Raw genomic sequence first — 19,956 nt, forward strand, 5'->3', positions numbered from 1 at the left:
CACCCACTCCGCCCCGTCGCCACCGCCCGTCATCCGGTGACCCCGTACGTGGCGCGCAGGTAGCCCTGTGCGGCACTATTGGGAGCGTTGTCATCCGTGGAAAGGCTCGCGGGAGTTAGCTTGGTTCAAGATCTCAGCACCCAGACGGTGACTGAATAGATGCTGGCTCGCAGGCACCCCTATTTCGCATATGGGTCGAATCTGTGCGTCAACCAGATGGCGCTGCGCTGTCCGGACGCCGCCGATCCGCGACCGGCGATCCTGTCCGACCACGACTGGCTGATCAACGAGCGCGGGGTGGCCACTGTCGAGCCGTTTACCGGTAACCAGGTGCACGGGGTGCTCTGGCAGATCTCCGATCACGACCTGGCCACCCTGGACAGCGCCGAGGGCGTGCCGGTGCGCTACCGCCGCGACCGGCTCACCGTAACGACCAACGACGGGCCCGCACCCGCCTGGGTCTACATCGATCACCGGGTGACTCCGGGTCCGCCGCGGCCCGGCTACCTCCCGCGGATCATCGACGGCGCGGTGCACCACGGGCTTCCGCAACGCTGGATCGACTTCCTGCACCGCTGGGACCCAACACGCTGGCCTCGCCCGGCATCCGCGAGACCGCGTTCTGGCCCTGGGCCACAGTCACTTTCAGCGTTGTTGAACGAGCCCGGCGTGATCGAGTCCAGCCAGCTGCGGTCGCGTTTCGGTTTCCTTGCCATCCACGGCGGCGGCCTGGAGCAGATGACCGACGTCATCGCCGAACGCGCCGCCGAGGCCGCCGACGCGTCTGTTTATGTGGTGCGCCATCCCGACCACTACCCGCATCACCTGCCGTCGGTCATGTTCCAGCCCGGCGAATCCACCCGACTGGCCGAGTTTCTCGATCATGTCGACGTCGCGGTGTCGTTGCACGGCTACGGCCGCATCGGTCGCAGCACCCAGCTGTTGGCCGGCGGTCGCAATCGCGCGCTGGCCGCCCACCTGGCCCGGCACATCCGGCTGACGGGCTATCAGGTCGTCACCGATCTCGACGACATCCCACCCGAACTGCGAGGCCTACATCCCGACAACCCGGTCAACCGGGTGCGCAACGGCGGAACACAACTCGAGCTGTCCGTTCGCGTCAGGGGCCTGAGCCCGCGCAGCCCGCTGCCGGGTCCCGACGGCTTGTCGCCGGTCACCACTGCCCTGGTGCAGGGCTTGGCGGCGGCGGCGCGCGCCTGGTAATTGTCCTCAGCTGGTTGAACGGAGGTTGTTGGTGGCCAAAGATTTTCGCTTCTCGATGAGCATGCGGTTCTTCAAGTCCCGCGAGAAATTGGTGGACAAGGCGAAGCGAGCCGAAGACCTCGGCTACGACATTCTGTGCGTGCCCGACCATCTCGGTGCGGCGGCACCGTGCCCGACGCTGACCGCGGTCGCGATGGTGACGACGCGGTTGCGGCTGAGCATGTATGTGCTCAACGCCGCCTTCTACAAGCCGGCCCTGCTGAGCAGGGACCTGCACGCGGTGGAGGTGCTCAGTGACGGGCGCCTCGAGATCGGGCTCGGAACCGGCTATGTCAAGGAAGAATTCGAGGCCGCGGAGCTGCCCTACCCGAGCGCCGGAGCGCGGGTCGACTACCTCGAACACATGACGACCTACTTGAAGGAACACCATCCCAAGACGCCAATCCTGATCGCCGGCAACGGCGATCGGGTGCTGACCCTGGCCGCCCGGCACGCGGACATCATCGGGCTGACCGGCGCCAGGGTCCGAGACGTCGACGACCCGCTGGCCGAACGCATCGAGTTCGTGCGCAACGCCGCGGGCGATCGGTTTGATCAGCTGGAGCTGAACATGGTGATCACGGCGATGCCGCCCGAGGGAGAGACCGCGCCCGACCTGCGAATGACCCGTCAGTACGCGCCGGACCTGTCCGATGAGCAATTGCTGTCCATGACGTCGGTACTCAGCGGGTCACCCGGAGAGATGGCCGACACACTGGCCGGACTGCGTGAAAAGTACGGGCTGACATCCTTCACGGTCCAGGACAACAACCTCGATGCGTTCGCGAAGGTGATCGCAGAGCTGCGCTGACGTTCGCAGCCCGCGGTCTGCGTGCCAGTTGCCGGTAAGCTCAGCCCGTCCGCCCTCGTAGCTCAGGGGATAGAGCACGGCTCTCCTAAAGCCGGTGTCGCAGGTTCGAATCCTGCCGGGGGCACAAGCGAGTGCAGTCACGCGTTCGGCGCGACGGGTTTGGCCCGGGACGCCGAGACAATCAGCCAGCTTCGGGGAGAAGCGGATTCGCGCCAGGTCTCAGATCCGCGGATCGGTCTGGCGCAGGCGATGGGCGGCGGCGGGTCCTGCGTCGTTGCAGTGTTTGGTCGAGGATCTCGGCTTTCAGGTGTTGTTGATGTAGGACGGGCGAAGGAAGCGCTCCACTATGGCGCGTTCGGTAGCGGGGTCCTTCAGCGGCCAGCACCACAGCGCGAGGAAGACGCGGATCAGCCATTGCGCGGCCAGCGGGTCGGGGTGGTCCTGGCCGAGCATTTCGGAGGCAAAGGCGGCAACGACTGGTGAGGTCGTGAGCCACTCGCTGCCCGGCGCCAATTGCATTGACTGCATGAGCCGAACCAAGGGATCTGAATGCATGCGTTCCAGGGCAAGGATGGTGGCGGTCACCACCCGGTCCGGTCCGGTGAGGTCCTTGATCGCGTCGCGCACCGTGTCGACGATCCGGTTCGCCTGAATGGCGACAACGGCGTCACGGATGGCCGCCTTGCCGCCGGCATGCCGGTAGATCGTCGCCGGTGAGCAATGGACCTTGGCGGCCAAGGCCTCGATGGTGAATGCGTCGTATCCGACGCGGGAAATGAGGTCGGCGGCCGCAGCGTAGATCCGTTCGGCGGCCTCGCCGCGGCGATCCCGTCCAAGCAGCCAATCGTTCTGTGGCATCTGAAAGTGCTCCCGAGCTGCGGTGCGCTGAAAAACTTCTCTCAGGATGAGAATTTTTGCACGTTTTTCTCAGCATAACCCGCTGGTGGTGTCGTGCAGGCGATTTCGTGGGCGTGGGTAGTGCGACCAGGCGTTTATCAACCTTGGTAGCCACCATTGACGCTGCTCACGGCCTTCATCCAGCCTGACAGGATGACCGTCTTGGCCGATCCGATCCAGTTCTTCGGCGCCGAGGCTCTGCAAGATCCATACCCGCTTTACGACCGTATGCGCGCCGAGGCGCCGGTGCACCGCATCGGTGACTCCGAGTTCTACGCCGTGTGCGGCTGGGATGCGGTGATCGATGCGGTCAACCGGGTCGAGGACTTCTCGTCCAACCTCAGCGCGACCATGGTCTACCACGAGGATGGGACGGTCGCCCCCTTCCCAATGATCGAGGCTGGAAGTCCCAACCACGCCTTGGCCACCGCCGACGATCCGGCACACGCGATGCACCGCAAAATCCTGTTGCCGCATCTGTCCGCGAAACGCGTCCGCATCATCGAAGAATTCGCGAGCCACGTCGCCGAGCGCCTCTGGGACGAGAATCTGCACGAGGGGCGCATCGAGTGGATGAGCGCGATGGCCAACCGCCTGCCCATGATGGTGGTCGCCAAGCTGCTGGGCCTGCCCGACACCGATGTCGACAATCTCATCCGGCTGGGCTTCGCCACCACCACGCTGCTGGATGGTGTCGTCACGGCCGCGCAGCTCGAGGCGGCAGGAGCCGCGGCATTCGAACTGTCGGGTTACGTCATGGAACATTTTGAAAACGCAAGTGCCCTACCTGAATCCGGCCTGATTCCCGACATGGCCGCACGCTACGCCTCGGGCGAGGTGGACCAGACCGTGGCATTGGGCATCATGCTCACCCTGTTCAGCGCCGCCGGCGAATCCACGGCTTCCTTGCTGGGCAGCGCCGCGTGGATTCTCGCCGACCGTCCAGAGATCCAAAAGCAGGTGCGGGAGAACCCCGAATTGTTGAACGCCTTCATCGAGGAGGCGCTCCGCTACGAGGCACCGTTCCGGGGGCATTACCGGCACGTATGGCGCGACACGACCCTCGGCGGAGTCGACGTGCCCGCCAACGCTCACCTACTGCTGATGTGGGGAGCGGCGAACCGCGACCCGGCACACTTCGACGCGCCAAACGAATTCCGTCTTGATCGCATCGGCGCCAAAGGCCACGTGACATTCGGCAAGGGGGTGCATTTCTGTATCGGCGCCGCGCTGGCACGGCTCGAGGCCCAGATTGTATTTCGGACGCTGTTGGAACGCTCCACCTGGATCGAGGCGACCGATGTCGGAGAGTGGTTGCCCAGCATCCTCGTCCGGCGCCTAAATCGTCTTGAGTTGGCCGTCCAATAGGTTGGGTTACTCCGCCGATTGCGCCGCTGTCTTTGAGTGCGACAACGGGTCTGGCAGTCCGAGCCACTGGACGAGATCGTCGAAGCTAACGACGGTTCCACCACCGCTGAACGTCTGCTCCGAGATCAGACAGAAGCTTTTCGTCGGATCGGTGAACTGGTCCCCGAGCGCATCGACGACCTCTCGGTTCACCCGCATCGCGATATCGGCCCGCCGCGCGTCATCCATCGATCCATGCGGCACGCTTATCCGAGTGAGAACGCGTGGCTCGTCGGTGCTTGACTGAACCCGGCTGCCTATCGACCAGTTGCCCTCGGGCACTTCGTGGATCAGCATCCAGGTGATTGCCCGGGCCAAGGGCGACTCGTCGTAGGTTGCGCCCTCCGCCTCCAGCACCTGGCGGCTGACATTGTTGTGGAGGGTTTGCTTGGTCTCATTGTCGAGCAGGCCCTCCGGGACATACATCTCAATGAACGGCATTTCGAACCTCCTTATTGATGTTGCGATGCCTCACCCGAGACGTTGGCGGACGGAGTTCGACCGGCGCCGAAGAGTGCGAGTGCGCGGTCGGCGGCGTGGCGGTCGCCGCGGAGCGTTGCCCGCCCCTGCTCGAAGAGATCTTTAGGTTTGAGTTGACCTGACGCGATGCCCCCGAGGTCCGAAAGTGCCACGTTGAGGATGAAATCCGGCTTCCGCGGGCGCTTCTGGGTTATTTGGATGTCGCCGTCGTCGACGGTGATCCAGAACGTAATTTCCTTGTCCACACAAAACTCGTAGCAGCCGTGAACTCCTGCGGCGGCTTCGGGATGGAAGGCGGACCGGATCGCGAAGAACAGCCAATCGGGCGAAAACGTGTCGGCTTTGGCTGGGTCCAGAAACATTGCGCCCCAGGCTGCCAACGGTTGAAGGGCACGGGCTAAGGCTTTTCCTCGCGCGGTGAGGCGATACACGACGCCGCCCCGGCCTTTGCCGCTGATCGCCCGCTCGATGATCCCGTCGTCCTCGAGGTTTTTCAGCCGCTCGGACAGCAGGCTGGTGCCCAAACCCGGCAAGCCGTCGAGGATCTCACCGAACCGGCGCGGGCGTATCGCCAGATCGCGCACGATCAACAGCATCCAGCGCTCGCCCACCAGGTCGAGTGCCCGGGCAAGCCCGCAGTACTGGCTATAGCTGCGACGTGTCACCGATCCCACCTTACGGTCCACACGAGGACGATACTACCGGAAATCCTTGATTACTTCCAAATGATGTTGCATACTTCGGAAATAGGTAGCATCCAGAGCGGCGGGTGGACCCTACGAGCTAGGAACCAGCCGGTGCTGCGAAGACGGCCGATCAGGAGGCACTCAAATGTCCGTAATAGCCGACACACGAACCAACACAGCCGAAGAAGAAGTCGACGTCAGTCCTTCACCGGCGCCGGCCGTCATCGCCGACCACGACCCCGGTGGAACCGCAGGCGCCGCGGCGCTACGGCCCATCACTTCGCGGAACGGCGTTATCCCAGCTGTTGCCGCGACGAGGCCGGCGGTCAGGATTTCGCCGCTAGATCTCCGCCCGCCGCGGCACTATCCACCGCGCTTGGACTTCCTCGATCCGTCTGAGACCGGACGAACGATGGATCCAAGTTCCTGGCTAGGGGGTGACAAATCAGCGACGCCAGACGCAGAGGCAAATGTGTCTACTCGACGCGTTGTGATCGTCGCGGTTGGCCTTTTGTTGCTGATCGGCGGTCTGTTCGCGCTTCGCTCCCCGGTATTCCTCGGCGACTTCGACCAGTGGGGTTTCCAAATCAATTGCGGCAGCGGGCTTCACAGCGCACTCAGCCAGGCCACGACCGCGGACTCGACTGGAACCCATTTCGTCGATCGATGCGGCAGTGCCATAGCGGTGCGTCGCGCCTGGGGTATCCCTCTAGCGGTGGCTGGCGGACTATTCCTTACCGCACTGCTGGTTAGCCCGTCGCGCGGCCGTTCAGCGAAGGACCTTCCCTAGCGGTCGCAGCCACTTCACCGAAATCCCGTGGATAGACCCTTCTACAAGCGCGAACTGGCTTGGTATCTATCGCCAAAAAGGCCAATTTTTATTGACTTAGACGAAAGTAAAATAATTTAATGACTTAGACGAAAGTTTAATAAGAAAATGATCGGTAAAACCCGGTTTCATAATTAGAAATTGCGGGTACTGGACCGCGGTGTCACGCAATTCGGGGGTAACCACAGATCGAACCAGGCTTCATCGCGATGCTGCGCGCGGGGTGGCTGCCGGGGACGGCGGTCGCGCGTCTGTTGCGCACACAAACAAGTACGTCGCTGCGGCGGCCGGCGTAGCCATCGCCGGCCCGTTCATCGCATCGGTTGTGCTGGGGGCGCCGGCTGCTCACGCTGACCTGGGCATGGGCGGGGACGGCTTCCTTCGTTGCATAGACAGCGCGGGGGTTCCGCCGAAGCAAAACGCAGATGATTGGTCGCCCACGATCAACGTTATTGAGTTCAATCTCAATGGCGCTTTATCCCCTACCGAAGTAGCCCAGAGATTAACGGCTATGGGAGTGAAGCCGCACGACGCCACTGCAGAAGTGCAGTGCGTTATGACCAACCTTTGGTGACCCGGGATCATCGCAGCTTCTGCGCGAATTCGATGATGTTGCCGTCCGGGTCGGCGATGTGCAGCGTCCTTTCACGCCATGGCCGGTCCATCGGTCCGCTGAGAATCTCGACACCGAGGTCTTTCAGCCGCTCCGCTTCCCGATCGACGTCGTCGATCAGGAAGCCGATCTCGCCGCACGGCGGTTTCCCGCCCTCGCGGCCGATGAGCTCCGGGAGCTTGGACCGTTCGAACAGCGAGAACTTGGTGTTCGCCATCTCGAACTCGACGTAGCCGTCGCCCTCGATCCGTGTCTTGAGCCCTATCACGTCCCGGTAGAACGCCACCGAGCGTGCCAGTGATTCGACGTATTGGATGACATAGTCCACGCGAGGCATGGCACCACAGTATCGGCCCCCTAAGCGCACAGAGATCCTGCGCCGCAACCGGTTTCGCCTAGCTGGCGCCGCTCGTCAGCTCACTCGGCGCGGCCGCTTTCGGCCACGTCGTGGCGCACCACCCGCATCTCACCGTTCGGTAGGCAGGCAGCGTAACCGTGGTACTTGCCGTACAGCTCCCACGAGGTGACGTGTTCATTGGGCGGCACATCGATCTTGTGACCGTCGGCGAACTCGAGATGGAGATCTCCAGTGTCGTACCAGACAGCACCCGTGCATTTTTCACCGGCGAAATCGAAGAGCGGACGCACCTGGTCCGCCGGATCGTTCGGGTCGATTGCAACCACTTCTGCGGGAGAGGATTCGATGGCTGGCAGCGTCAGACGCATCGGTACGGTGATCACAAGCTCGTTGTAATCCTCGAAATTCAGCACCAGACCGTCGCGGAACATAATCCGCTGTACCGCACAGCCCTCAAGCCACTGCTCGATTGTTTTCTGTTCGGTCATACCTTCCACTGTGGCCTCAAATTGTCACATGCACAAGCGTGTATGTCATATGCGAACTGCCGAAATGCGGCGGGCGGAGCAGACGCGAAAGATTCCGATGATTGCTAGTTGCGCCAGGCTTGTTGTGCCACCCGACGGAAGTTCCCGCCAAGGACGGCTTGCAGGTCGGCAACGCTCCACCCGCGCTGGCGCAGGTGTTCCCCCAGCCCCAGGAACGTTTCGGGCGGCATCCATTGAATTGGGCCCCAACTCGTGTAGCTGTCGTCGAACAAGTGCGGGTTGCGTGCGAGTTCCTCGTTGAAATCGGCGAAATCGAACGAGAAGTCGGTGCTGACACCGACGTGATCAATGCCGATCAATTCAATGACGTATTCGAGATGTCGTGTCATTGCCTCGAGAGTCGGCGTGTTGGGCCCAAGAAATATGCCGACTCCGGTGATTCCGACGACACCGCCGGTGGCCGCACACGCGCGAGCTTGATCGTCGGAGATATTGCGCGGGTGATCCCAGATCGCCCGCATGCAGGAATGGCTGTAGATCACAGGGCCCCGAGACACCTCGCACATGTCGAGTCCGGTGCGGGTGCTGCAGTGTGATCCGTCCGGAACGATTCCGGCGCTGTTCATCTCGGAAACGAGGGAGTGGCCCCACGCGGTCAGGCCGCCGTCGACGCCGTCCAAGCAACCACTGCCGGCGCGGTTGGCGTGGTTGTACGTGGGCAGCAGCGTGCGGACCCCGAGATCGACCAAAGTGGCCAGGTTGTCGAGGTCGCCGTCGAGCGGAGCGCAGTCCTCCAGGTCGAAGACAACCGCGATGCGACCGCTACCGGCGATCGCGTCGACCTCCCGGACGCTGCCCGCCAGCTCCAGGCCTGGATGCAGGTTGACCGCGCCGCGATAGTGGCGCAACAACGCGGTTGTGTCGTCGAGACTGTGCGGCGCATATCCGGCGTTGACCGAAACGAGCGCTCCCCCGGCGCGCCGGTATCGGCCCAGCAGGTCGATGTCGGCATCGGTCTGCAGCGGCAGACAGGTGTGCTGCTCCCACAACAAGGTCATCAACATCGATATTGCACCAGCTTCTCGCTGCGAGATGGATATCACCCGCGTGACCTGCGACGGACCCGATCGGGACTTCCGGGTAGACGAGTCCGCCAACAACGGCGACCCGAGGTGAGTATGCGTAATGAGTTGCAGCCCAACCGATCCGACTCGGACAGGCCGAGACTGCCTCGGCGGACACCACGCTCTCGCTACGCCGCCGCCGACGCGCCGGAATCGACACTCTTGTCGAAGGCGCTGTCTAGCCTCCAAACACCTCGCTGAGCAGTGGAAAGCCCGCATTCGGAAGGGTCAGCCCGGCTTCGCCGGCTGGCTCGTGTGTTTGCCTTCCGTCAGGGGTGGTAATGCCCCAAACGGGTGAGCGTGTTGGCCGGCCTACGCGCACACCTAGGTCCCGTCGGTTCAGCCCGAGAGCCGACGGGTCCGCATTTGAACTCCTGAGCGCTTCGCATACGGCCGTTCGGCCGTGCCATTCAGGAGTAGCGTGCGGCGTATGGATGGCTCGGCAGGCGTGTGGATTCTCGGGGGCTACCAAAGCGATTTCGCCCGTAACCTCTCCAAAGAAAACCGCGATTTCGCGGCATTGACCGCCGAGGTCGTCGAATGCACCCTCGCGTCGGCCAAGCTGGACGCCGCCGACATCGGAGTGGTCCACGTCGGAAATGCCTTCGGCGAGATGTTCGCCGGCCAGGGCCACCTCGGCGCGATGCCGGCCACCGTCTGCGACGACCTCTGGGACACACCGGCCACTCGGCACGAGGCCGCATGCGCGTCCGGCAGCGTGGCGGCGTTGACGGCGATGGCCGATCTGCGCTCGGGCTCCTACGACAGCGCGCTCGTGGTGGGGATCGAGCTGGAAAAGACCGTGCCGGGCGACACCGCCGCCAAGCATCTGGGCGCCGCCGCATGGACCGGACACGAGGGCGCCGGCGCGCGCTACCTGTGGCCGTCGATGTTCGCGCAGATCGCCGACGAATACGACCGGCGCTACGGCCTGGACGAGACCCATCTGCGGGCCATCGCCCAACTCAACTTCGCCAACGCCCGCCGCAACCCCAACGCCCAGACCCGCGGCTGGACCGTCCCCGACCCCATCACCGACGACGACGCGACCAACCCGATCACCGAGGGCCGGCTACGGCGCTTCGACTGCAGCCAAATGACCGACGGCGGCGCGGGAGTGGTTCTGGTCAACGATGCCTACCTGCGCGATCATCCGGATGCGCGCCCGATCGGCCGCATCGACGGCTGGGGACATCGCACCGTCGGGCTCGGCCTGCGACAAAAACTTGACCGCGCCGCAGACGATCCGTACGTGCTGCCGCACGTGCGGGCCGCGGTGCTCGACGCGTTGCGTCGCGCCCGGGTAACGCTCGACGACCTCGACGGAATCGAGGTGCACGACTGCTTCACCCCCAGCGAGTACCTGGCCATCGACCACATCGGGCTCACCGGCCCGGGCGAATCATGGAAGGCCATCGAAAACGGCGAGATCGAGATCGGCGGCCGGCTGCCGATCAACCCCAGCGGGGGTCTGATCGGCGGCGGACACCCGGTCGGGGCTTCCGGTGTGCGGATGCTGCTGGACGCGGCCAAACAAGTCAGCGGCGCGGCCGGCGACTACCAGGTCGAGGACGCGAAAACCTTTGGCACCCTGAACTTCGGCGGCAGCACCGCCACCACGGTCAGTTTCGTTGTCAGCACCACCGAAGGCTCGTGACATGGACGTTGAGATCGTCGGCAAGTTCCTGTCCACACTGCCCGAGGACGACGACCACCCGTACCGAACGGGGCCGTGGCGGCCGCAGACCACCGAGTGGGACGCCGACGACCTCGCCCCCGTAGCGGGCGAGATCCCGGCCGACCTGGACGGCGTCTACCTCCGCAACACCGAGAACCCGCTGCACCCGGCGTTGAAGACCTACCATCCGTTCGACGGCGACGGGATGCTCCACGTGGTCGGTTTCCGTGATGGAAAAGCCTTCTACCGCAACCGCTTTGTGCGGACCGACGGATTCCTGGCCGAGAACGAGGCCGGCGAGCCGCTGTGGCCGGGGCTCGCCGAGCCGGTGCAATTGACCAAGCGGGAAGACGGCTGGGGCGCCCGCACCCGGATGAAGGACGCGTCGAGCACCGACGTCATCGTCCACCGCGGTATCGCGCTGACCAGCTTCTACCAGTGCGGCGACCTCTACCGGATCGACCCGTACTCGGCCAATACCCTCGGCAAGGAAACCTGGAACGGGCGCTTCCCGGTCGACTGGGGTATCTCGGCGCATCCGAAGGTCGACCACAGGACGGGCGAACTGTTGTTCTTCAACTACAGCAAGCAGGACCCGTACATGCACTACGGCGTCGTCGACCAGAACAACGAACTGGCCCACTACGTCGACATCCCGCTACCCGGGCCGCGGCTGCCACACGATATGGCGTTCACGGAAAACTACGCGATCCTCAACGATTTCCCGTTGTTCTGGGACCCGCGCCTGCTCGAACACGAAGTGCACCTGCCGCGCTTCTACCCCGACATTCCGTCGCGCTTCGCGGTGATCCCGCGCCGCGGCGGCACCGACGACATCCGATGGTTCGAGGCGGACCCGACGTTCGTGCTGCACTTCACGAACGCCTACGAGGATGGCGACGAGATCGTGCTCGACGGCTTCTTCGAAGGCGATCCTCAGCCGATCGACACCGGTGGAACCAAGTGGGAGAAGGTCTTTCGCTTCCTGGCGCTGGATCGCCTGCAGGCCCGGCTGCACCGCTGGCGCTTCAACTTGGTCACCGGGGAGGTCAAAGAAGAGCGGCTGTCGGAGTCCATCACCGAATTCGGCACGATCAACCCCGCCTACGCCGCCACCGGCTACCGCTACATCTACGCTGCCACCGGCAAGCCGGGCTGGTTCCTGTTCGACGGGCTGGTCAAACACGACGTGCGCGCCGGCGGCCAGGAGGGATTTTCGTTCGGCGACGGTGTTTACGGCAGCGAGACCGCGATGGCGCCGCGGGTGGGATCTATTAGCGAGGACGACGGCTATCTGATCACTCTCACCACCGATATGAACGCCGACGCCTCCTACTGCGTGATCTTCGACGCCGCTAGGATCGGCGACGGGCCCGTGTGCAAACTTCAACTGCCCGAACGCATTTCCAGCGGCACGCATTCGACGTGGGCGCCCGGCGAACAGCTGCGGCGCTGGGACAACGCGGAGTCGGCGGCCGCCGCCATCGGGCTATGATGCGATCGGGCCGCTCACCGAGCCTGTAATACGGCAGGAAAAGTACGAGTAGCGGCCTGCAGAATTACAGGCTCGGCGAATCGGAGTAGGAGTGGACAAGCAGAAGCACCGCCGGACGACGCACTGGCCACTGGAATTGGCGTCGATCGGCGCCCTTCGCTTCGCCCGGCGCTCGTCGAACTTCGAAGAGACAGTGCGCTTTTACCGCGAACTGGTAGGGCTGCCGCTCTACGAGACATTCGAGGCCAGCTACGGCAGCAACGGCGCGATCTTCGGCTTGCCCAGCTGGAACCTGACGATGGAAATCGTCGAGGCGGACGAGGAAGTCGCGGTGGACCGTCACGAGCAGCTGTGCCTGTACTTCCCGGACAAGCACGCCCAGCGCGCCGCGATCGCGCGCTTGCAGCAGGCGGGGCAGGAGCCCGTCGAGCAGCACCCCTACTGGGAGGCGACGGGGGCGGTCACCTACCGCGACCCGGACGGCCGCGAAGTCGTGTTCGCGCCCTTCGTGTTCGGCGTCAACGAACCCGACGGCGGCTCCGCCTCAGGCAAGCACGAGTTCCCGCCCGCCTGAGCTTCAGCGAGGAGGCCGACCGGACGCGAGCGCGGCGATCACCGAGAAAAGCGAGCAGACCACCGCGCAACCCCCGCCGACCGCACCCACGTAAAGCCCGTAGTCGGCGGACACCGGCGGATTGACGTTGAGCTTGTAGTACCACACCGTCAACGCCAACAGCAGCAGCGAAATAACCAGCGCCGCAATCGAAGCGACCCGCACCGACAGCCCCCGGCCCACCATCGCCCCGGCGACCAACAGCGTCGAGGACAGCAACACGATGAGCTGCCCCGCCCCGAACCCCCGCGGGAGTTCCAGGTTGCCGTGGGTGCCCCCGATCGCGTTGGCCCAGCCGCCGCCGTTGACCGCCGTCGTCAGCCACGGCATCCACGCGCTGGCCGAAACCAACAAGGCGAAAAACGCCACCAGCCAACCGGGGTGCAGGCGGCGAGTCATGGTTCCGACAGTAATAGGACGTCGAACCAGTCGTCGCTCGCCACGCGGCGCGACGATGCCTGCTAGCTCTCCAGCGACGACAAGTTGAAGATGACACCCGTCGGGTCGCTGGCCGCGGCCAGCCGGCCGTACGGGGTGTCCTCGGCCCCCCGCACCACGGCACCGCCGTTGTCGGCGATCACCTGCAGGGTCTTGTCGACATCCTCGGCCCCGAAGAAGATGCTCCAATTCGAGGGCACGCCCTCGGGGAGGAAGCCGCTGCCGTCCATCATTCCGAGCAATTGCTGATCGCCGAACGAAACTGTGGCGTACCGGAATTCGTCCGTGTCGGAAACCTGCTCGGTCCGCCACCCGAAGACCTCACGGTAGAAGTCGACCGCGGCGCGGTAATCGCGGGTGGTCAGCTGATGCCAGACCGGGGAGCCGGCCTCACCGATCACCTCGAACCCACGGTGCTCCAACGGCTGCCACAGCCCGAAGATCGCACCCGACGGATCGCTCGCCAGGCCCATGTGGCCCTTGGCCGGGACCTCCATCGGCCCCATGCACGCCATGCCACCCGCCGCGGTCGCGGCCGCCATCGTCGCGTTGACATCGGCGGTGTGGAAGTAGGTGGCCCAGTTGTCCGGGGCGCCGAACTCGGGCCGGTTGGCCATCAGCCCGGCCACGGGGTGGCCGTCCTTGGCGGCGTTGACGTATCCCCCGTACTCGGGACCGGCGGACTCGAAGGTCCAGCCGAACACCGTGCCGTAGAAGTCCTGGGCGCGGTCGAGTTCCGACGTCGTCAAATCGATCCAGCAGGGAGCGCCCAGCGGCGCGCCGTCACGAATGGGCACGATCTCCTCCATCAGGTGTCGCAGTGCCCCGCGGTCGCGGGTTCACACATATCGACTCGCGGCGAACCGGAAACTCATCGAGGCTTGGCTGCCAAGATCTGATCCACACCCATCCGGCCTTCCTCGAAGGCCAGGCCGCCGCCGGCCAGGTACAGCCGCCACACCCGGGCGACCTCTTCACCCTGCAACGCCACGAATTCGTCGAAGCGGCTCTCCAGCGTGTTCAGCCAATGTTCGGCGGTGCGCGCGTAGTGCTCGCGCATCGCCGCGACGGATCGGATCTCCAGGCCCGCGTCCTGCAGGTAGCGCAGCGTCTGCCAGAGCGGCCGCATGTGCATGTCGGGCGCGATGTAGGCCTCGATGAACGCTCCCCCGCCCGGCGCGGCATCGGCGCGCCGCGACATCTGCTGCAGCAGCAGCCTGCCGCCGGGCCGCAGCGCGCGATCGAGGATCGCGATGTAGCTGGGATATAGCCGCTCGCCCACGTGCTCGCCCATCTCGACGGACGCGACCGCGTCGAACGTCTCATCACTCAGATCGCGATAGTCCTGCAGCCGGACCTCGACGCTGTCGGCCAGACCGCGCTCGGCGGCGCGGGCGAGGGTGAAGTCGCGCTGCTGCGCCGACAGCGTGATCCCGACGGCGCGCACCCCGTAGCGGTGCGCCGCGTGCAGGATCAGCGATCCCCAGCCACAGCCGACGTCGAGTAGCCGCATCCCCGATTTGAGGTCAAGCTTGCGGCAGATCATGTCCAGCTTCGCCGTCTGCGCGTCGTGCAGCGACTGGCTGGGGCGGGTGAAATACGCCGATGAGTAGGCCATGTGCTCGTCGAGCAGCAGCCGGTAGAAATCGTTGGACAGGTCGTAGTGGTGCGCGATGACGGCGCGATCGCGGCGCCGGGTATGCAGCCGGCCCGATAGCCGCGCCTCGCTCGCCGGTGCCTTGGGCGGCGGGCCGAGCGCCCCCAGCCGCACGGCGTGCAGCGCCGCCAGGGCCCGAGCCTGCGGCGCAATCGTCGCGCCGGCACCGGGGCGCGATCGGGCCAGCTGCCAGGCCCGCCGCAATCCCTCGGTCAGGTCACCCTCGACATCGATGTCACCGGTCACGTAGGCGCGGGCCAGGCCGAGTTCGCCTGGGCGCCACAGCAATCGGCGCAGGGCGCGCCGGGACCGCAGCACCAGGACGGGGCCGTCGTCCGGGCCGATCTCGCTTCCGTCCCATGCGCGGACGCGGACGGGCGGGTCGACGCCGGCGGTGGTTCGAAGCAGGTCCGCCAGGCGATCAGCGACCGGAGCCACGATCCCCGTTCAGGCGCGGATTCGGTCCGGTGAACACGGTGACGAAGTTCTCCAACGATTCGCGGATATCGCTTCGCAGCGCGGCGGCGACGACCATGCCGATCGGGCCGAACAGCGCCGGGCCACCGAGGTGCACGTCGAAGCTGACGACGGAGCCGTCGTCCTTCGGCGCGACTTTGGCCATCAGCTTGACCTTCACCCCGCCGACGCCGTCGCCGTTGAGGGTCATGCCTTCCGGTGGCTTGTAGCGCACGACCGTCCAGCGGATCCGGTTGTACATGCCCTTGACCTCGACGATCGACTCAACGACCGTGCCCTTCTCGATCTGCTCGGGCAGCGTGCTGCGCCACACCCGGTGGATGGTCAGCCACTCCCGATACCGGGAGAGATCGGAGGCGTGCTTCCAGGCCTCTTCGGGCGGCAGGGGTACGTCGATCGATCCGGAGAGTTTGGCCATGCGCTCAGTTCTGTTGGTCGCCCTTGGCGGCCGAGTCGGCGGCCTTCTTGGCCTCCTCCTGCACCTTGTGGATGGTGTCGGAGTATTTGCCCTGCGTCTTTTCGTCGACGAACTCGCCGGCCTTGTCGATTGCCTCCCCGACCTTGTCGGCGTTCTGCGACAACAGGTCTTTCGCCTTGTCCAGGAATCCCATGCGCCGTTCCTTCCCCGCTGATACCCCGCGAATTCTACTTGGCGACCCTCACCGGTTCCCGCCACAACTGCGGCCGCACGCCGAGGATCCTGGCCCTGATCCACCACGCCGTCTCGATCGCGACCGCGCCCAACACCCCGATGCCCAGCGCGGTCGACGTCACAGCCACATTCGACGGGTCGAGCAGGAACTTCTTCTGGGCCAGCGGGACGCTGAAGATCACCACGTACGCCAACCCGCAGCCGATCACCAGCGCCACCCGCCACCACTGGTAGGGACGCGCCACCACCGCCAGCACCCACAGCGCGGTCACCAGCAACGTGATCAGCGCCGCGGTCGAAGCTTGGTCCTGTTGCTGGAAGGTGGCATGGCGACCGTGATAGGCCAGCAGATAGGAGGCAAAGGTAGCGGCGCCGACGATGAGTCCCGACGGCAGCGCGGACGTCAACACCCGCCGCACGAAGCCTGGGTGTGCGCGCTCGTTGTTTGGTGCCAGCGACAGGACGAACGACGGGATGCCGATCGTGAACCACGCCGCGATGGTGACGTGGATCGGCTGAAACGGATACAGCAACGGGTCCGCCTTGAGCGGACCGGAAAACAGGCATTCGATACCCACGAACAGTGCCAGCAGCGCCGAATACACGGTCTTGGTCAAAAACAGGTTGGCGACCCGTTCGATGTTGCCGATCACCCGCCGGCCTTCACCGACGACGTAAGGAAGTGTGGCAAATCGATTGTCCAGCAACACGATCTGTGCAACCGCCCGCGACGCCGGGCTTCCGGCGCCCATTGCGACGCCGATATCGGCATCCTTGAGCGCCAGCACATCGTTGACGCCGTCACCGGTCATCGCCACCGTGTGGCCGCGCGATTGCAGGGCGTGCACGATCGCACGTTTCTGGTCGGGCCGGACCCGCCCGAACGTGGTGTAGGACTCTAGTGTGTCAGCCAGTTCGTCCTTGTCCATTGGCAGTTGCCGCGCGTCCATCGTCTCGCCGTGCAGCCCGAGCTTGCCTGCCACGGCGCCCACCGACACCGCATTGTCACCGGAGATCACTTTGACCGAAACACCCTCGGCGGCAAAGTACTCCAGCGTCTGACGGGCATCCGGCCGCACCTTCTGCTCGAGCACCACCAGCGCGACCGGCGTGACCTGACCCGGCGCGTCCGGATGATTCACGGGCTGCTCGGCGGAGCCCAGCAGAAGCACCCGCAACCCCTTGGCGCCGACACGTTCGGCCCGTTCCGCTGCCGCCGATGCCGGATCGAGCAGGACATCGGGGGCGCCGATCACCCAGTTGCCGTGGTCGCGATAGGACACGCCACTCCACTTGGTGGCCGACTTGAAAGGCGCGCTGGCCGTGGCGATCCAGCCGGGCGGTTCACCATAGGTCTCGGCGATCGCACGCATGCTTGCGTTGGGGCGGGCGTCGGCGGCGGCAAGCGAGGCCAGCACATCGGCGACGGATTGTGGTGTGGGACCCAATTGCTCGACGTCCGAGATCCGCATGCCGGTTTCGGTCAAGGTGCCGGTTTTGTCGGCGCAGACCAGGTCGACGCGGGCCAATCCCTCGATCGCGGGCAACTCCTGCACCAGGCATCGCCGCTGACCCAGCCGGACGACCCCGACCGCGAACGCGGCCGACGTCAGCAGGACCAGGCCTTCGGGCACCATCGGCACCAGCGCGCCGACCGTGCGCAGCACGGACTGCCGCCATCCCGCGTGCGTGGTGAAGAACTGGGTGTAGATCGTCAGCAGGCCGGCCGGCACCAAGAGGTAGGTGACGAACTGCAGAATCCGGTTTATGCCGTTGCGCAGTTCGGATTTCACCAGGGTGAACTTGCTGGCCTCCTCGGCAAGCCGGGCGGCATAGGCGTCCGGGCCGACCTTGGTGGCGCGGTATGCTCCGGTTCCGGCGACGACGAAACTGCCCGACATCACCGCGTCGCCGACGTCCTTGTCGATGGGGTCCGCCTCACCGGTCAGCAGCGATTCGTCAACCTCCAGGTTCTCCTCCTCGAGGATCTGGCCGTCGACGACGATCTGGTCTCCCGGGCCGAGCTCGATGACGTCGTCGAGTACCACCTCGTCCGGCGGCACTGCTCGTGTCCCGGATTGCCTGCGCACCAACGGCTTCGCCTGCCCGATGATCGCCAGCTTGTCCAGCGTCTGCTTGGCCCGGATCTCCTGGACCATGCCGATGACGCTGTTGGCGATGATGAGCAGGCCGAACAATCCGTTGATCACCGAGCCTGTTGTCAGCACGATTACGAACAGGACACCCAGGATCGCGTTGATCCGGGTGAAGACGTTGGCCCGAACGATTTCCGCGACGCTGCGCGCGGCGCGTTGCGGAATGGCGTTGCTCTTGCCGTCGGCTACGCGATGTACCACCTCGGCATCGGTCAGACCGTCGCTCACCGACGAGCTCATCGGGTGAACGTCCCCAGCTTGTTTGCGTCGTAGTACTCGAGGTTCAGCGTGTTTCCGGCGAACGTTGCCTTGGAAACCGTTCCGGGCGGGGCATTTTCGTTCGTCAGCGAGAAGGTGAACGTATCGCCGTCCCAGTGGGTCAGGGCGAACTTCTGATTTTTCGGCCCGAGCTCCAGCTGCAGGGCGCCGTCGTGTTCGCTGACGATGGCCGGGCCCCAGTAATCATTGGCATAGGTTCCCGCGTAATCGCTCAGCGGCCTGGCCTGCGCCGGGTTGTCGGGCGGTTTCTTGCCGACAAGCGAGCCCTCCGGGTTGTTGATCGGGGCGATCGCATTCTTGTACACCGACGCCCAGTCCTCGCGAATCTGCCCGTACTGCACCAGATCCATGAACTGCGCGGTCAGCGTCTCCGGCACGCCGTACGGCGCGGCGTTGGTCAGGGCGATGATGGCCAGGTCCTCGGACGGCATCACCACGAAGTTCGTCGACTCCCCCAAGGTGAAGGCGCCCGAATGGCTGTACGTGGTGCGGCCCGACGAGTTCACCGAAACCGCGAATCCGTGGCCGTAGAAGCTCCCCCGCGACTTGGGCGTCGCCGGGGGCCTCGAAACGGCCTGCGGGGTAACGGCCGGCAGCAGCGCCTCGGGCGAGGTGATCCGCTGCCCGTTGTACGTCCCGTTGGCGAGCAGCATCGTCAGCCAGCGGGCCATGTCGTTGACCGACGAACTCACCCCGGCGGCCGGAGACTGCGGATCGGGATCCCGCTGAAACCGCGGTTCCCACTTGTCGCCGACCTTGACGTGGTTGACGGCGCGGTTGGGCCGGGCCAGGAAGTCGGCGAACCGTGAACTCGTCGACGCCATCCCCAGCGGGCGGTAGAGCACCTCGTCGGACAGGTCCGCCCACGGCTTGCCCGCGGCGGCCGCCACCGCCTCTGCGGCAGCCGTCAGGCCAAAGTTGGTGTAGGCGTAGCTGATTCGAAAAGGTGCCAGCGGCAGATACCGCAGCCGCTCGAGTGTCTGGCGGCGGTCGTAGTCCAGATCCTCGAGCCGGTCACCGGCGTGGTCGGGCAGCCCGGAGCGATGTGAGTACAGGTCGGCGACGGTCACGTGGCTAGTGACGTAGGGATCTGACAGCTCGAACCACGGCAGCTTGGAGACGACGGGCGTGTCCCAGCCAATCACGTTGTCGGTCACTTCATGCGCCACCACCGTCGCACCGACCGACTTGGAGATCGACGCCAGCTGGAAGACGGTGTCGGCGTCTACCTTGTTGGCTTGGCCGTCACCCTTGCTTGCGTCTTTTACGCCGAAGCCCTTGGTGTACAACGTCTTTCCACCATGGACGATCGCCACGGCCATGCCCGGGACACCGGAGTTCTTCATCAGGTCGTTCACCAGGCCGTCGACCTTGGCGACGGCATCGTCGACACGGCCCGCCGGGATGTCCAGACCCGAGAACTCATCGGGCGACGCGTCCGACAGCGGGCTCGATGCCGGGGCGGGCCCACATCCCGTCAGCGCCAGCAGGGCCACCACGACAGCGGCCGTTGCCGCGCGTTTCGTCATGGCCGCAAACTTTAGCCCGGCGGCTA

At 65.0% G+C, this 19,956-nt stretch carries 19 protein-coding genes, 1 tRNA gene and 1 pseudogene; 8 read left to right on the top strand and 13 right to left on the bottom strand.

Annotation, left to right across the window (positions count from 1 at the left end):
- Positions 1–159 precede the first annotated feature (159 nt).
- From A5745_RS23190 to A5745_RS25400, 4 genes and pseudogenes are all read left to right on the top strand, one after another.
- Positions 160–1,224 (top strand): poly-gamma-glutamate hydrolase family protein, encoded by a 1,065-nt coding sequence (locus A5745_RS23190; RefSeq protein ID WP_076119228.1) that lies wholly within the window; start codon positions 160–162, stop codon positions 1,222–1,224.
- 25 nt (positions 1,225–1,249) lie between these two features.
- A complete protein-coding gene (locus A5745_RS23195; RefSeq protein WP_083663031.1) occupies positions 1,250–2,074 on the top strand; it encodes an LLM class F420-dependent oxidoreductase in 825 nt (274 codons plus the stop codon).
- Between the two features lie 51 nt (positions 2,075–2,125).
- Positions 2,126–2,198 (top strand) — tRNA-Arg (locus A5745_RS23200).
- Positions 2,180–2,332 (top strand): annotated as a pseudogene (locus A5745_RS25400) (thiolase family protein); the annotation flags it as partial. The gene A5745_RS23200 and the pseudogene A5745_RS25400, both read left to right, overlap by 19 nt.
- Positions 2,333–2,377: 45 nt before the next feature.
- Here A5745_RS25400 and A5745_RS23205 read toward each other — a convergent pair.
- A complete protein-coding gene (locus A5745_RS23205) occupies positions 2,378–2,932 on the bottom strand; it encodes a TetR/AcrR family transcriptional regulator (RefSeq protein ID WP_076119232.1) in 555 nt (184 codons plus the stop codon).
- Positions 2,933–3,124: 192 nt separating this feature from the next.
- On the opposite strand from A5745_RS23205, the gene A5745_RS23210 reads away from it, so the two are divergent.
- Positions 3,125–4,339 (top strand): cytochrome P450, encoded by a 1,215-nt coding sequence (locus tag A5745_RS23210; protein ID WP_076119234.1) that lies wholly within the window; start codon positions 3,125–3,127, stop codon positions 4,337–4,339.
- Positions 4,340–4,345: 6 nt separating this feature from the next.
- On the opposite strand, the gene A5745_RS23215 is transcribed toward A5745_RS23210, so the two are convergent.
- The 5 genes from A5745_RS23215 to A5745_RS23245 form a co-directional block, all read right to left on the bottom strand.
- Positions 4,346–4,819 (bottom strand): hypothetical protein, encoded by a 474-nt coding sequence (locus A5745_RS23215; RefSeq protein WP_076119237.1) that lies wholly within the window; start codon positions 4,817–4,819, stop codon positions 4,346–4,348.
- Positions 4,820–4,830: 11 nt separating this feature from the next.
- Entirely contained in the window at positions 4,831–5,469 is a 639-nt protein-coding gene (locus tag A5745_RS23220; RefSeq protein WP_083663032.1) for a winged helix-turn-helix transcriptional regulator, read from the bottom strand.
- Between the two features lie 1,485 nt (positions 5,470–6,954).
- Positions 6,955–7,323 (bottom strand): VOC family protein, encoded by a 369-nt coding sequence (locus A5745_RS23235; RefSeq protein WP_076119244.1) that lies wholly within the window; start codon positions 7,321–7,323, stop codon positions 6,955–6,957.
- Positions 7,324–7,403: 80 nt separating this feature from the next.
- A complete protein-coding gene (locus tag A5745_RS23240) occupies positions 7,404–7,832 on the bottom strand; it encodes a DUF6188 family protein (protein WP_076119246.1) in 429 nt (142 codons plus the stop codon).
- A gap of 104 nt (positions 7,833–7,936) precedes the next feature.
- A complete protein-coding gene (locus A5745_RS23245; protein WP_076119248.1) occupies positions 7,937–8,890 on the bottom strand; it encodes a dipeptidase in 954 nt (317 codons plus the stop codon).
- Positions 8,891–9,386: 496 nt separating this feature from the next.
- Between A5745_RS23245 and A5745_RS23250 the strand changes: the two genes are divergently transcribed.
- The 3 genes from A5745_RS23250 to A5745_RS23260 all read left to right on the top strand — a co-directional run bounded on the left by A5745_RS23250 (position 9,387) and on the right by A5745_RS23260 (position 12,703).
- Positions 9,387–10,613 carry an acetyl-CoA acetyltransferase gene (locus A5745_RS23250; protein WP_076119250.1) on the top strand — a complete coding sequence of 409 codons (1,227 nt, stop codon included), beginning with the start codon at positions 9,387–9,389 and terminating at the stop codon, positions 10,611–10,613.
- A gap of 1 nt (position 10,614) precedes the next feature.
- The gene (locus tag A5745_RS23255; protein WP_076119252.1) at positions 10,615–12,129 is read left to right on the top strand and encodes a carotenoid oxygenase family protein; all 1,515 of its coding nucleotides are present in this window, start codon (positions 10,615–10,617) and stop codon (positions 12,127–12,129) included.
- Between the two features lie 91 nt (positions 12,130–12,220).
- Positions 12,221–12,703 (top strand): VOC family protein, encoded by a 483-nt coding sequence (locus A5745_RS23260; RefSeq protein ID WP_076119254.1) that lies wholly within the window; start codon positions 12,221–12,223, stop codon positions 12,701–12,703.
- Between the two features lie 3 nt (positions 12,704–12,706).
- Here A5745_RS23260 and A5745_RS23265 read toward each other — a convergent pair whose 3' ends face one another.
- From A5745_RS23265 to A5745_RS23295, 7 genes are all read right to left on the bottom strand, one after another.
- On the bottom strand, positions 12,707–13,141 hold the full coding sequence (locus A5745_RS23265; RefSeq protein ID WP_076057875.1) for a hypothetical protein: 435 nt from the start codon (positions 13,139–13,141) through the stop codon (positions 12,707–12,709).
- Positions 13,142–13,203: 62 nt separating this feature from the next.
- Positions 13,204–13,977 (bottom strand): VOC family protein, encoded by a 774-nt coding sequence (locus A5745_RS23270; protein WP_076119306.1) that lies wholly within the window; start codon positions 13,975–13,977, stop codon positions 13,204–13,206.
- A gap of 74 nt (positions 13,978–14,051) precedes the next feature.
- Positions 14,052–15,275 carry a cyclopropane-fatty-acyl-phospholipid synthase family protein gene (locus A5745_RS23275; protein ID WP_083663033.1) on the bottom strand — a complete coding sequence of 408 codons (1,224 nt, stop codon included), beginning with the start codon at positions 15,273–15,275 and terminating at the stop codon, positions 14,052–14,054.
- The gene (locus A5745_RS23280; RefSeq protein WP_076119256.1) at positions 15,259–15,732 is read right to left on the bottom strand and encodes an SRPBCC family protein; all 474 of its coding nucleotides are present in this window, start codon (positions 15,730–15,732) and stop codon (positions 15,259–15,261) included. The genes A5745_RS23275 and A5745_RS23280 overlap by 17 nt, the downstream gene beginning before the upstream one ends.
- Positions 15,733–15,736: 4 nt before the next feature.
- Entirely contained in the window at positions 15,737–15,925 is a 189-nt protein-coding gene (locus tag A5745_RS23285) for an antitoxin (RefSeq protein WP_076119258.1), read from the bottom strand.
- A 34-nt stretch (positions 15,926–15,959) separates the two neighbouring features.
- The gene (locus A5745_RS23290) at positions 15,960–18,362 is read right to left on the bottom strand and encodes a cation-translocating P-type ATPase (RefSeq protein WP_076119260.1); all 2,403 of its coding nucleotides are present in this window, start codon (positions 18,360–18,362) and stop codon (positions 15,960–15,962) included.
- Positions 18,359–19,930, bottom strand: a complete 1,572-nt coding sequence (locus A5745_RS23295) for a serine hydrolase (RefSeq protein ID WP_076119262.1) — start codon at positions 19,928–19,930, stop codon at positions 18,359–18,361. The genes A5745_RS23290 and A5745_RS23295 overlap by 4 nt, the downstream gene beginning before the upstream one ends.
- Positions 19,931–19,956: the final 26 nt, after the last annotated feature.

The sequence above is a fragment of the Mycobacterium sp. IS-2888 genome (assembly GCF_001954215.1).
Lineage (GTDB): Bacteria > Actinomycetota > Actinomycetes > Mycobacteriales > Mycobacteriaceae > Mycobacterium.

What these genes read in the sequence shown, in the direction of transcription:
- A5745_RS23190 (WP_076119228.1), top strand. Translation starts at nt 160, where the DNA reads ATGCTGGCTCGCAGGCACCCCTATTTCGCATATGGGTCGAATCTGTGC.
- A5745_RS23205 (WP_076119232.1), bottom strand. Translation starts at nt 2,932, where the DNA reads ATGCCACAGAACGATTGGCTGCTTGGACGGGATCGCCGCGGCGAGGCC.
- A5745_RS23210 (WP_076119234.1), top strand. Translation starts at nt 3,125, where the DNA reads ATGACCGTCTTGGCCGATCCGATCCAGTTCTTCGGCGCCGAGGCTCTG.
- A5745_RS23215 (WP_076119237.1), bottom strand. Translation starts at nt 4,819, where the DNA reads ATGCCGTTCATTGAGATGTATGTCCCGGAGGGCCTGCTCGACAATGAG.
- A5745_RS23235 (WP_076119244.1), bottom strand. Translation starts at nt 7,323, where the DNA reads ATGCCTCGCGTGGACTATGTCATCCAATACGTCGAATCACTGGCACGC.
- A5745_RS23240 (WP_076119246.1), bottom strand. Translation starts at nt 7,832, where the DNA reads ATGACCGAACAGAAAACAATCGAGCAGTGGCTTGAGGGCTGTGCGGTA.
- A5745_RS23245 (WP_076119248.1), bottom strand. Translation starts at nt 8,890, where the DNA reads ATGACCTTGTTGTGGGAGCAGCACACCTGTCTGCCGCTGCAGACCGAT.
- A5745_RS23250 (WP_076119250.1), top strand. Translation starts at nt 9,387, where the DNA reads ATGGATGGCTCGGCAGGCGTGTGGATTCTCGGGGGCTACCAAAGCGAT.
- A5745_RS23255 (WP_076119252.1), top strand. Translation starts at nt 10,615, where the DNA reads ATGGACGTTGAGATCGTCGGCAAGTTCCTGTCCACACTGCCCGAGGAC.
- A5745_RS23265 (WP_076057875.1), bottom strand. Translation starts at nt 13,141, where the DNA reads ATGACTCGCCGCCTGCACCCCGGTTGGCTGGTGGCGTTTTTCGCCTTG.
- A5745_RS23280 (WP_076119256.1), bottom strand. Translation starts at nt 15,732, where the DNA reads ATGGCCAAACTCTCCGGATCGATCGACGTACCCCTGCCGCCCGAAGAG.
- A5745_RS23285 (WP_076119258.1), bottom strand. Translation starts at nt 15,925, where the DNA reads ATGGGATTCCTGGACAAGGCGAAAGACCTGTTGTCGCAGAACGCCGAC.
- A5745_RS23290 (WP_076119260.1), bottom strand. Translation starts at nt 18,362, where the DNA reads ATGAGCTCGTCGGTGAGCGACGGTCTGACCGATGCCGAGGTGGTACAT.
- A5745_RS23295 (WP_076119262.1), bottom strand. Translation starts at nt 19,930, where the DNA reads ATGACGAAACGCGCGGCAACGGCCGCTGTCGTGGTGGCCCTGCTGGCG.